The sequence below is a fragment of the Leisingera sp. ABD4_442 genome (assembly GCF_056160905.1).
Genome location: NZ_JBSWYB010000018.1, coordinates 64,753 through 75,752, shown reverse-complemented (window position 1 = coordinate 75,752; position 11,000 = coordinate 64,753). Strand labels below are relative to the sequence as shown.

12 protein-coding genes are annotated in these 11,000 nt (G+C 61.3%); 9 read left to right on the top strand and 3 right to left on the bottom strand.

Going from position 1 to position 11,000, the window contains the following annotated elements:
- On the top strand, window positions 1-415 hold a 415-nt coding region (locus ACXAHG_RS14425; protein WP_475058364.1), incomplete at its 5' end, for a DUF6455 family protein.
- A 66-nt stretch (window positions 416-481) separates the two neighbouring features.
- On the opposite strand, the gene ACXAHG_RS14420 is transcribed toward ACXAHG_RS14425, so the two are convergent.
- Window positions 482-829: a hypothetical protein gene (locus ACXAHG_RS14420; protein ID WP_475042869.1), complete on the bottom strand. Its 348-nt coding sequence runs from the start codon at window positions 827-829 to the stop codon at window positions 482-484.
- Window positions 830-915: 86 nt separating this feature from the next.
- Between ACXAHG_RS14420 and purB the strand changes: the two genes are divergently transcribed.
- The 4 genes from purB to ACXAHG_RS14400 all read left to right on the top strand — a co-directional run bounded on the left by purB (window position 916) and on the right by ACXAHG_RS14400 (window position 5,193).
- On the top strand, window positions 916-2,220 hold the full coding sequence (purB, locus tag ACXAHG_RS14415; protein WP_475058362.1) for an adenylosuccinate lyase: 1,305 nt from the start codon (window positions 916-918) through the stop codon (window positions 2,218-2,220).
- Window positions 2,221-2,383: 163 nt separating this feature from the next.
- Window positions 2,384-2,917, top strand: a complete 534-nt coding sequence (locus ACXAHG_RS14410; protein WP_475042866.1) for a tetratricopeptide repeat protein — start codon at window positions 2,384-2,386, stop codon at window positions 2,915-2,917.
- 75 nt (window positions 2,918-2,992) lie between these two features.
- Window positions 2,993-4,135: a flagellar motor switch protein FliG gene (locus ACXAHG_RS14405; protein ID WP_475042864.1), complete on the top strand. Its 1,143-nt coding sequence runs from the start codon at window positions 2,993-2,995 to the stop codon at window positions 4,133-4,135.
- A 134-nt stretch (window positions 4,136-4,269) separates the two neighbouring features.
- Complete coding sequence (locus ACXAHG_RS14400; RefSeq protein WP_475058360.1) at window positions 4,270-5,193, top strand: lysophospholipid acyltransferase family protein; 924 nt, start codon at window positions 4,270-4,272, stop codon at window positions 5,191-5,193.
- A 9-nt stretch (window positions 5,194-5,202) separates the two neighbouring features.
- On the opposite strand, the gene ACXAHG_RS14395 is transcribed toward ACXAHG_RS14400, so the two are convergent.
- Window positions 5,203-5,904 carry a DUF1223 domain-containing protein gene (locus ACXAHG_RS14395; RefSeq protein ID WP_475042860.1) on the bottom strand — a complete coding sequence of 234 codons (702 nt, stop codon included), beginning with the start codon at window positions 5,902-5,904 and terminating at the stop codon, window positions 5,203-5,205.
- 223 nt (window positions 5,905-6,127) lie between these two features.
- Here ACXAHG_RS14395 and acnA point away from each other — a divergent pair, with 223 nt between their 5' ends.
- Complete coding sequence (gene acnA / locus ACXAHG_RS14390) at window positions 6,128-8,815, top strand: aconitate hydratase AcnA (protein WP_475058358.1); 2,688 nt, start codon at window positions 6,128-6,130, stop codon at window positions 8,813-8,815.
- Window positions 8,816-8,882: 67 nt separating this feature from the next.
- Here the strand turns inward: acnA and ACXAHG_RS14385 are convergent, their stop codons facing one another.
- The gene (locus tag ACXAHG_RS14385) at window positions 8,883-9,662 is read right to left on the bottom strand and encodes a substrate-binding periplasmic protein (RefSeq protein ID WP_475058355.1); all 780 of its coding nucleotides are present in this window, start codon (window positions 9,660-9,662) and stop codon (window positions 8,883-8,885) included.
- A gap of 252 nt (window positions 9,663-9,914) precedes the next feature.
- Between ACXAHG_RS14385 and ACXAHG_RS14380 the strand changes: the two genes are divergently transcribed.
- The 3 genes from ACXAHG_RS14380 to ACXAHG_RS14370 all read left to right on the top strand — a co-directional run bounded on the left by ACXAHG_RS14380 (window position 9,915) and on the right by ACXAHG_RS14370 (window position 11,000).
- Window positions 9,915-10,199, top strand: coding sequence for a hypothetical protein (locus ACXAHG_RS14380; RefSeq protein WP_475042857.1), 285 nt, complete (start codon window positions 9,915-9,917; stop codon window positions 10,197-10,199).
- 96 nt (window positions 10,200-10,295) lie between these two features.
- Complete coding sequence (locus ACXAHG_RS14375) at window positions 10,296-10,634, top strand: DOPA 4,5-dioxygenase family protein (RefSeq protein ID WP_475042855.1); 339 nt, start codon at window positions 10,296-10,298, stop codon at window positions 10,632-10,634.
- A gap of 75 nt (window positions 10,635-10,709) precedes the next feature.
- Window positions 10,710-11,000 carry an antibiotic biosynthesis monooxygenase family protein gene (locus tag ACXAHG_RS14370; protein WP_475058353.1) on the top strand — a complete coding sequence of 97 codons (291 nt, stop codon included), beginning with the start codon at window positions 10,710-10,712 and terminating at the stop codon, window positions 10,998-11,000.

The window sequence follows — 11,000 nt, the reverse complement described above, 5'->3', positions numbered from 1 at the left end:
GCGCCGGGCCCAACTGTGTCAGGTCTTCGCCCAACGGCCGCAGCGCAGGCGGGAGCTCCTTGCTGCTTGGGGAATTTGCGCCAGATCAAAGCGCCTTTGTTGCGTCCCGCCCAAGCTGTTCCCGCTGCCAGCGGCAGCCGGACACGGGAGGAAACACATGGGTTTATTTGCGAAACTCGGGCGAAGCAGCGATCTGGTGCAGGGCATGGCCAGCCGGCTGGGCATCGACTATGGCGAAATCGTTGCCGCTGATCCGCAGGCTCAAGGCCAGAAGTACATGCGCGCAATCCTGCGCTGCAGCACCTGCCGCAATCAGGACGGCTGCAGTGACTTGCAGCAACAAGCATCAGAACTGGCCGAAGCGCCGTCTTACTGCCGCAACGCGCAGCTGCTGACGCATTTGCGGGGCGGCTGATCCCGGCTGCCCGCCCTTAGCTCCCGCTGGACCCAGGGCTGGTTTCGGCCCGCGCACCTGCGCGGCTCACTCCTCCGCCTCAGCGTAGCGCCCTGTGGTGATGTCGCCGCCTTCCCCAACAAAGCGCAAAGCCTCGCCATCGGTTTCCAGCGCGAAACAGGCCCAAAGGTCCGACGGTGGCCAGGTGGAGCAGTATTTGCCGTCCCGCACGCCCCAATAGCCCCAGCTGTCATGGCCGGCGTTATACAGCGTTCGGCCAGAGGCGCGGAATTCCTGCCAGGCGCCGCTGCCGTAGACCAGCTTGCGCCCTTCCAGCGCCTGCTGCACCTCTTGCCCGTTCAGCACCCGCCATTCCCCCGCCCAAACCGGCGAAACCGCACATGATACCGCAATCATCAGGGCAATCTGCCTCATCCCGTCCTCCCAGCCTTGCTGTCTCTCCTCTCCTCCTCTAATAGGCCGGGCATCTGCTGCACAATCACATAAAGGTGCTTTCGCCCATGATCCCGCGCTATGCCCGCCCCGAGATGGTCGCCATCTGGTCCCCCGAAACCAAATTCAAGATCTGGTACGAGATCGAGGCTCATGCCTGCGAAGCCATGGCCAACCTGGGCGTGATCCCGCGCGAGAACGCCGATGCGGTGTGGAAGGCCAAGGATGTGGAATTCGACGTTTCCCGCATCGACGAGATCGAAGCGGTGACCAAGCATGATGTGATTGCCTTCCTCACCCATTTGGCGGAGCATGTGGGCAGCGAGGAAGCCCGCTTTGTGCATCAGGGCATGACCTCGTCGGATGTGCTGGACACTTGCCTGAACGTGCAGCTGGTGCGTGCCGCCGACATCCTGCTGGAAGGCATGGACAAGGTGCTGGCTGCGTTGAAGAAACGCGCGCTGGAGCATAAACACACCGTGCGTGTCGGCCGCTCCCACGGCATCCACGCCGAGCCCACAACCATGGGCCTGACCTTTGCCCGCTTCTATGCGGAGATGGACCGCAACAAGAACCGTCTGGAAAAGGCACGCTGGGAAGTCGCCACCGGCGCGATCTCCGGCGCTGTGGGCACATTCGCCAACATCGACCCGGCGGTGGAAGAGCACGTCTGCGAGCAGCTGGGCCTGCGCCCTGAGCCGATCTCCACCCAGGTGATCCCGCGCGACCGCCACGCGATGTTCTTTGCCACCCTGGGCGTTATCGCCTCGTCGATCGAAAACGTCGCGGTGGAAATCCGCCACATGCAACGCACCGAGGTGCTGGAAGGCGCGGAATTCTTCTCGATGGGCCAGAAAGGCTCCTCGGCGATGCCGCACAAGAAGAACCCGGTTCTGACCGAAAACCTGACCGGCCTGGCGCGCCTGGTGCGCATGACCGTGATCCCGGCGATGGAGAACGTGGCGCTGTGGCATGAACGCGATATCTCGCACTCCTCGGTTGAGCGCGGCATCGGCCCGGACGCCACCGTGACCCTGGACTTTGCCCTGCACCGTCTGGCCGGCGTCATCGACAAGATGCTGGTGTTCCCGGAGAACATGCTGGAGAACATGAACAAATTCCCCGGCCTAGTGATGTCGCAGCGGGTGCTGCTGGCGCTGACCCAGGCAGGTGTCAGCCGCGAAGACGCCTATGCCATGGTGCAGCGCAATGCGCTGAAGGTCTGGGAAGACCGCGTCGACTTCCGCGAACTGCTGCTGGCGGACGCGGATGTGGTTGCTGCCCTGGGCGAAGAGGCGATCAACGAGAAATTCGACATGGGCTACCACACCAAACATGTCGACACGATCTTCCGCCGGGTGTTCGGCGAGTAAGCCCCCCGCATTGAGAGCTGCAGCGCCCCGCCGATCCGGCGGGGCGTTTTGTTTGCCAGAGACAAAATTTCAAAATAAACGCATTTGTGAAGCGAATAAAGTCGTCCGCCCGCGGGTTCTCTGAGTACATTGAACATGACTTTGCACATCAGGAGTTGATGATATGCGTTATTTTGCTCTGGCCGCTGCTTTGACCCTTCCGATGGCGGCCTTTGCCGCCGGCGGCAACGACTGGAACCCGCCGAAACCCACCCAGACCACCAAGGAGTGTAAGGGCAAGCGGGTTTGGGACGACCAGAAGAAACGCTGCGTGCGGCCCAAGAAATCCTCGCTGAACCAGCAAGAGCTGCTGGGCGCGGCGCGCGAGCTGGCCTATGCCGGCCGTCAGGAGGACGCGCAGGCGGTGCTGGGCGCGATGGCGGATCAGGAGGACTCGCTGGTGCTGACCTACTGGGGCTTCACCCACCGCAAATTGGGCAATTTGGACGTGGCGCAGTCCTATTACGATCAGGCGCTGGCACGCGATCCGGACAATCACCTTGCCCGTTCGTATATGGGACAAGGCCTTGTGCAACAGGGAAAATACGGGCTTGCCCTGATACAGTGGAAAGAGATCAAGGCAAGGGGCGGCGACGGCAGCTGGGCCGAGGCCTCGCTGCGCAGCGCCTTGGAAACGGGAGCGTCCTACAGTTACTAGGCTTCAGCCTTTCTTTACGGCTTGCGGCCTATTCTGCCCTCCATGATCGAGAAGAATCTTTGGTAGGGTGCGAGAATGCCTCAAGACAACATGCTGGCGCTTCCGATGGCCTCTGGCGGGCCGGACCTGGGTGATTTCGCAGCTCCGGCACCGCTTGGCGGGATGGATGCAGGCGGGCTTGGCGGCGGTACGGCTGGCGGCGGTGCCTCCGGGCTGAGCGGCAAGGCCAAGGCCGCGATCATCGTCCGTCTGCTGCTGAATGAAGGGGCTGAAATCCCGCTGGAGGAATTGCCGGACGACCTGCAGCTTGAACTGACCCAGCAGATGGGCAAGATGAGCATCGTCGACCGAAACACGCTGAACGCGGTGGCGGGCGAATTTGCAGATCTGCTGGACAATGTCGGCCTGCATTTCCCTAATGGCCTGGCCGGCGCCTTGACCGCGATGGAAGGCAAGATCAGCCGCTACACCCACAGCCGCCTGCGCAAGGAGGCCGGGGTGCGCCAGTTCGGCGATCCGTGGGAACGGCTGAAACTGCTGCCGCCGGAGGATCTGGCCAGCCTGGCCGAGGCTGAGAGCACCGAAGTGGCCGCGGTTCTGTTGTCCAAACTGGACACGGCCAAGGCGGCGCAAATGCTGGTGCATCTGCCCGGTCCGATCGCACGCCGCATCACCTATGCGGTCAGCCAGACCGCCAATGTCACGCCGGAGACGGTAGACCGCATCGGCCTGTCCCTGGCCGCCCAGGTGGAGGCCCGGCCCGAGCTGGCCTTTGACCAGACCCCGGGCCAGCGTCTGGGCGGTATCCTGACCGAGGCCGCCGCTGCCAAGCGCGATGAGGTTCTGACCGCGCTCGACGAGGAGGACGAGGAATTTGCCGTCAAGGTGCGCAAGGCGATCTTTACCTATGCGCTGATCGGCGAGCGGATGCAGGCGCTGGATGTGCCCAAGCTGATCCGGGTGCTGTCGCAGCCTGATCTGGTCACCGCCATGGCCTTTGCCACCGACGAGGAAGACGTTGCCACCAACGAATTCCTGCTCAAGAACATGTCGAGCCGGATGGCCGACAACGTCCGCGAGGAAGTGGCGGAGCGCGGCAAGGTCAAGCGCAGCGATGGCGAGGCTGCGTTCAGCATGATCATCACAGCCATGCGCGACCTGGTGGCCACCGGCGAGATTGAGCTGAAATCCGACGAGGAAGAAGAAGAGGCAGGGTAAGCACCGGCCTGCCCCATTGCTTGCGGGCGCCCGGCCTTTGGCGGCGGCGCCTGCGAGCTGCTTGTGCCTGCCGCTGCAGCTGCGTATGATGCGGGCTTCCGGGTGCATTTCTGCGCCGCAGCTATCCAGACGCCATGCCCGTAGATCCTTCACAGCTCTCCGCTTGGAGCCATGTCAAATACTTTGGCAGCAACCTGTTTCTGCGCGGCCTGCTGCAAGGCAGCAAACTGATCCCCTACCGGCTGCGCGTGCCGCTGATGGGCAGGCTGGTCACGGCAATGGGCCGGCTGGCGCGGTTTGACAAGCGGGTGCGCGATAACCTGAATCTGGTGAGCCCGGAGCTGTCTGATCTGAATGCTGACGCGCTTTACCGCGACGTCAGCGACAATGCGGGCCGGATGATCGCCGAAATCTACGCTGGGGTGCCATTCCACGAGCGCGCCAAGGCCGCGCCGGTAACCGGCCCCGGCCTTGAAGCCCTGGAAAAGGCCCGCGCAGAAGGGCGGCCGGTGCTGCTGGCCACTGCGCATTTCGGAAACTATGATGCCGCGCGCACCGCGCTGATTGCCCGTGGCCACGAAATGGGTGCGCTGTACCGGCGCATGGCCAATCCCTATTTCAACGCGCATTACGTCGAGGCGATAAAGCGTAATGGCGAACCGATGTTCGAACAGGGCAAACGCGGCATGGTGGAGCTGGTGCGCCATCTGAAGAAGGGCGGCATCGCTGCCATCGTCACCGACCTGCACGCCCAGGGCGGTGAGCTGATTGATTTCTTTGGAAAACCAGCGGTAACCTCGACGGTGCCCGCGGAGCTTGCGCTCAAGTTCGGGGCGGCGCTGATCCCCGTTTACGCGGTGCGCCAGGAAAACGGGCTGGATTTCGAGATCGTCATGAGCGCGGAGGTTCCGCCCTCTGATCGGCTGACCATGACCAAGGCGCTGAGCGCCGACCTGGAGGCCATTGTGCGGCGGCACACCGGGCAATGGTTCTGGATTCACCGCCGCTGGAAGCCCTATGTGCCGGTTGGCAAAGCTGCAAAAGACTCAGCTGGGTGAGCAGAGCCTTCAATCGACCCGCGCAGCTGCGATGATGCGGCCTAGCGGGGCCTCCTGCACCAGCACTGCTGCAGGCAGGCTGCCGGACATCGGCACAGAGACTTCGAGATCCCCGGCACCATCCCATTCTGCGGCGATCTGCCAGTCCTCCACTACATTGGCATAAGACAAGGTGCGGCCTGCCAGCTCCCCGCGGGTGATGCTGACGCTGCGCTCAGGCGTGAAGCGCACCACCTGCACCACCAGCTTGCCATCCGGCATCTGAACCCGCGGCTGCAGCCGGATCACAAGATCCCCGCCCTGCCGCCCGGCGCTGAGGGAAACCGGGCGCGGCACGCCCTGGTGCTTGCCGATTGCGTCAGCCACTTCCATCGCATCGGCGCCAACCACATCTTCCTGGCCCATGATGATCATCTGGGGGGTATAGATCATCCGGCGCCCGCCCACATGGGCATAGGCTTTCTGGCGCTTGGTGTGGGACGGTTTGGCAAACTGGTCTTTCCAGCCGATGTAGTCCCAGTAATCCACATGCAGCGCCAGCGGCAGCACATCCTCACGCTCCGCCAGCTTGTGCAGCAGCGCATCTGCGGGCGGACAAGAGGAACAGCCCTGCGATGTATATAGCTCCACCACCACCGGTTCCGGCGCATCCTGTCCGTACACCGGCAGGGCCAGGCCCGCAGCAGCAATGATCGTCGCAAGGAATTTCATGACTCGCCCGTTCTGTTTCATAGGCATCTGGTCTAAAGATGTGCCGCGCATAAGGCCAATCAATCATTTTTGAGACCGCCGCGAGGGCTGAAGCCGCAAAATAAGTATACAATGGTATGCAAAATGCGGATTTGCGCTGCCTGTGCTATTGAAAGCTTAAGCTTTCTCATGCATGTAACTGGCAGCGAATTCCCGATATTGACTTTTCTGAGGGAGGCCAAACATGCCTATTACTGTCGGTCAGGACAATGCCAATGCACGCAGAACGCTGAGCGTGGGCGGCACATCAGTATCTTATTACTCCATTCCAGCTGCCAGCGAGGCCGGACTGGGCGATTTTTCCAAACTGCCCGCCGCGCTGAAGGTGGTGCTGGAAAACATGCTGCGCTTCGAGGACGGCGGCTTTTCGGTATCCACCGACGACATCAAGGCTTTCGCCGAATGGGGCGCCAATGGCGGCAAGAACCCGCGTGAGATCGCCTACCGCCCGGCCCGCGTGCTGATGCAGGACTTCACCGGCGTTCCCGCCGTTGTCGACCTGGCTGCCATGCGTGACGGCATCGTCGGCCTGAAGGGCTCCGCCGCCAAGATCAACCCGCTGGTTCCCGTTGACCTGGTGATCGACCACTCGGTGATGATTGACGAATTCGGCAACCCGCGCGCGTTCCAGATGAACGTGGACCGCGAGTATGAGCGCAACATGGAGCGCTACCAGTTCCTGAAGTGGGGCCAGAACGCGTTCAACAACTTCCGCGTTGTGCCGCCGGGCACCGGCATCTGCCACCAGGTGAACCTTGAATACCTGGCGCAAACCGTCTGGACCGACACCGACCAGAACGGCGAGGAAGTCGCTTACCCCGACACCCTGGTCGGTACCGACTCCCACACCACTATGGTCAACGGCGCTGCCGTTCTTGGCTGGGGTGTTGGGGGCATCGAAGCCGAAGCCGCAATGCTGGGTCAGCCGATCTCCATGCTGATCCCCGAGGTTATCGGCTTTGAGCTGACCGGTGAAATGGTCGAAGGCACCACCGGCACCGACCTGGTTCTGAAGGTCGTTGAAATGCTGCGCGCCAAGGGCGTTGTCGGCAAGTTCGTCGAATTCTATGGCGAAGGCCTGGACCGCCTGCCGCTGGCAGACCGTGCCACCATCGCCAACATGGCGCCTGAGTACGGCGCCACCTGCGGCTTCTTCCCGATCGACGGCGAGACCCTGCGCTACCTGCGCAACACCGGCCGCGACGAGGACCGCATCGCGCTGGTCGAAGCCTACGCCAAGGAAAACGGTTTCTGGCGCGGCGCGGATTATGCGCCGGTCTACACCGACACCCTGTCGCTGGACATGAGCAGCATCGTTCCGGCGATCTCCGGCCCGAAACGCCCGCAGGACTATGTGCCGCTGACCAACGCCAAGGCCGCCTTCCGCCAGGAGATGGAAGAGACCTTCAAGCGTCCGATGGGCAAGGAAGTTGCCGTCAAGGGCGAAGACTACACCATGGAATCGGGCAAGGTCGTGATCGCCTCGATCACTTCCTGCACCAACACCTCCAACCCCTATGTGATGATCGGCGCGGGTCTGGTTGCGCGCAAGGCGGCCGCCCTGGGCCTGGACCGCAAGCCCTGGGTCAAGACCTCGCTGGCACCGGGTTCGCAGGTCGTGTCCGCCTATCTGGAGGCCGCGGGCCTGCAAGCGGATCTGGACAAGGTCGGCTTCAACCTGGTGGGCTACGGCTGCACCACCTGCATCGGCAACTCCGGCCCGATCCAGCAGGAGATCTCCGAGGCGATTGCCGAGGGCGATCTAGTGGCAACCTCCGTGCTGTCGGGCAACCGCAACTTCGAAGGCCGGATCAGCCCCGATGTGCGCGCCAACTACCTGGCCTCGCCGCCGCTGGTTGTCGCCTATGCGCTGGCCGGCACCATGGATATCAACCTGGCGTCCGACCCGATTGCGCAGGACAAGGACGGCAACGACGTCTACCTGAAAGACATCTGGCCCTCGACCCAGGAAGTTGCGGAGCTGGTCGAACAGACCGTCACCCGCGAAGCGTTCCAGTCGAAATACGCCGACGTCTTCAAGGGCGACGAGAAGTGGCAGGCGGTGGAAACCACCGATGCGGAAACCTATGACTGGCCCGCGACCTCGACCTACATTCAGAACCCGCCCTACTTCCAGGGCATGGGCCATGAACCGGGCACCATTTCGAACATCGAGAACGCCAAGGTTCTGGCGGTTCTGGGCGATATGGTCACCACCGACCACATCTCGCCCGCTGGCTCCTTTGCCACCACCACCCCCGCAGGCCAGTACCTGCTGGAGCGCCAGGTGAAACCGCGTGAGTTTAACTCCTATGGCTCGCGCCGTGGCAACCACGAGATCATGATGCGCGGCACCTTTGCCAACATCCGCATCAAGAACGAGATGCTGGACGGCGTCGAAGGTGGCTACACCAAAGGCCCCGATGGCGCGCAGACCTCGATCTACGAAGCCTCGATGGCGCATCAGGCCAATGGCACCCCGCTAGTGGTGTTCGGCGGCGAACAGTACGGCGCGGGCTCCTCGCGCGACTGGGCGGCCAAGGGCACTGCGCTGCTGGGCGTCAAGGCGGTGATCGCGGAGAGCTTTGAACGCATCCACCGCTCCAATCTGGTTGGCATGGGCGTGATCCCGTTCGAATTCACCGCAGGCGATACCCGCAAATCGCTGGGCCTGACCGGCGAGGAAACCGTCTCGATCAGCGGGTTGGACACCATCCAGCCGCTGCAGGAAGTGCCCTGCTCGATCACCTTTGCCGACGGCTCCGTAAAAGAGATCACCCTGAAGTGCCGCATCGATACCGCGCCTGAAATCGAATATATCGAACACGGCGGCGTGCTGCACTATGTGCTGCGGAACCTGGCCAAATCATAAGCCAGAGCCGCAACTGGCAAAAAAGGAGGGCGCCCCAGCGGCGCCCTTTATTTGTTTTCCAGGATTGTTACTGCGTGAAGTTCACGCTGTGCAGCAAGGTGTCTATTGCTCCTTCGGACTGCAATTCCGAAATTGCGCGGTTGAATTCCGGCAAATAGGCATCCGCTCCTGAAGTCTTTGAAAGACCGAAATGTGAATACCTGCTGGAAATCGGCTTGCCGACGGACGTAATCCTATTTTCCCAGCCGTTTTGCGCCACGCGAAAGCGTCCCACTGCATCGTCAATGGCGATCAAATCAAGACGGTCAAAAAGCAGCATCTGCATCAGGCCTTCGACATCGCTGCCGCGCACAATCCGGTTGTTAGCCGCAAAAGAGGCCTCCATGTCCTGGTCAATTACACTGCCATTGATCATCCCAAGACGTTGCTGCGAAACGCCGGAAAAGCCCTCTTGCCAAGTCAAACCCTCGGGAAAACGCTCACGGCTGTACCAGAAGGTGTTGGTCTGAAGAAACGTGCCATCAGTGAAGGCCAAATAGGACTCCCGTTCCGCGGACTTGAACAGCGGCAAAATGCCGTCGACCTCTCCGGCTTGCGCCTGGGCCTGGCAGCGCTGCCAGGGCAGCAGGATGACAACCGCCCGCAACCCGTCGATCCGCTCAGTAACTGCTTTCAGAAGCTGGACCTTAAGCCCGCCTTTAGCAATGCCAGACTCTCCCAGCGTATACGGGGGATACGGATCATAGCAAAACGTCAAAACCGTTTCGTCCTGAGCTGCCGCCATTCCAGCCCAGGCAGTTGCGCCTGCGGTCAGAATAGCCTTGAGTGCCCTTAAAAGCTTCTTCACGTTAACTCCTTCCACCGGCTTGGCAGAGAAACGGCCCCTTGCCTTGCGGCGTGATCCTGACCTGACTCAAAGCGTTTTGAAAAGCGGGCAACAAGAGTTTTCCGGCATCGGCCTGCCCGAGTCAAATACAAGTATAGCGGTACATGGAAGGTGTGAATACCTGCTATACCGGCCGGTTCACTTGTGCAAAGATTTACGTCAGATACACATTCTACCCCTCGCAGGACTGTTTGAGAGGCCGGGCCTTACCGCATGAAAGAAGCTGCACTTGCCGTCGTTTACCCGGATGTGGATACCTTTGAAGAACATGCCGAAGCCGTTCTGGCGATGCTGCCGGAGACCCGTGGATTTCCAGGTTGCATTGAGGCCCATGTGGGCATTAACCGCGAGCGCTATGAGATTGCCGTTTTCCATCTGTGGGAATCAAATGAGCATTTGGAGCGGTATCTTGTCTGGCGCGCGGAGCGCGGTGATTTCGACGCACGCAGCGCCACCATGCGGCGCGAACAGGACTTCAAGACGTTCTCTGTACCCTAGGGTCAGAACCCGGGCCGTCAGTGTCTGCCGGGCCGCACAGGTATTGTTCAGAAACAGCAAATTGCGCCGCCGCAGTGCAAGCGGAATAGTGGCGGTATGAAACAGACAGACAGCATCACGAGCTATCACGCCCATATCTATTTCGACGAAACCACTGTTGAGCAGGCGGCAGCCCTGTGTCGGCAGGCCGCCGCGGTGTTCGGCGTTGAAATGGGCCGTGTTCATGAAAAGACTGTCGGACCGCACCCCAAATGGTCCTGCCAGCTGGCCGCCACACCGGAGCAGTTTGCACGGCTGCTGCCCTGGCTGGCGCTGAACCGGGACGGGCTGATCGTCTTCGCACATCCCGAGACCGGTAATGCATTGGCCGACCACCGCGACCATGCCATATGGCTGGGCACAGGTTTGCAACTGGACCTCAGCATCTTCGGATGACCCTCCGTAAATTTACCAGAAATTTCCGAACTGCGTTCAAACTGGCTTCCACTCACAACCACGGAGCATTTCGCGATGGAAGCCGTGATCATAGAATTGAGCCCCCTGCCTGGAAAATTCACTGAGCTGGCGGTTCTGGTCAAACAGATGGTAGAAGAGGTCCGGGACTATCCCGGCTGCCTGCAGGCTGAGGCCCTGTTCGCCCCTGACCGGGACGAGATTGCGGTCTTTGAGCGATGGGAAAGCGCCGATGCCTTCAGCGAATACCTGATATGGCGTTCCAAGCAGGAACAATTGGAGCACGTATTCAAACTGACGTCACAGGAACCCGGCCTCAGCAGCTTCAGCCTTTGCGAGACGGGGTAA

Bases quoted from the DNA above. Each gene is read 5' to 3' on its own strand.
- ACXAHG_RS14420 (WP_475042869.1), bottom strand. From the start codon at position 829: ATGAGGCAGATTGCCCTGATGATTGCGGTATCATGTGCGGTTTCGCCG.
- purB (WP_475058362.1), top strand. From the start codon at position 916: ATGATCCCGCGCTATGCCCGCCCCGAGATGGTCGCCATCTGGTCCCCC.
- ACXAHG_RS14410 (WP_475042866.1), top strand. From the start codon at position 2,384: ATGCGTTATTTTGCTCTGGCCGCTGCTTTGACCCTTCCGATGGCGGCC.
- ACXAHG_RS14405 (WP_475042864.1), top strand. From the start codon at position 2,993: ATGCCTCAAGACAACATGCTGGCGCTTCCGATGGCCTCTGGCGGGCCG.
- ACXAHG_RS14400 (WP_475058360.1), top strand. From the start codon at position 4,270: ATGCCCGTAGATCCTTCACAGCTCTCCGCTTGGAGCCATGTCAAATAC.
- ACXAHG_RS14395 (WP_475042860.1), bottom strand. From the start codon at position 5,904: ATGAAATTCCTTGCGACGATCATTGCTGCTGCGGGCCTGGCCCTGCCG.
- acnA (WP_475058358.1), top strand. From the start codon at position 6,128: ATGCCTATTACTGTCGGTCAGGACAATGCCAATGCACGCAGAACGCTG.
- ACXAHG_RS14380 (WP_475042857.1), top strand. From the start codon at position 9,915: ATGAAAGAAGCTGCACTTGCCGTCGTTTACCCGGATGTGGATACCTTT.
- ACXAHG_RS14375 (WP_475042855.1), top strand. From the start codon at position 10,296: ATGAAACAGACAGACAGCATCACGAGCTATCACGCCCATATCTATTTC.
- ACXAHG_RS14370 (WP_475058353.1), top strand. From the start codon at position 10,710: ATGGAAGCCGTGATCATAGAATTGAGCCCCCTGCCTGGAAAATTCACT.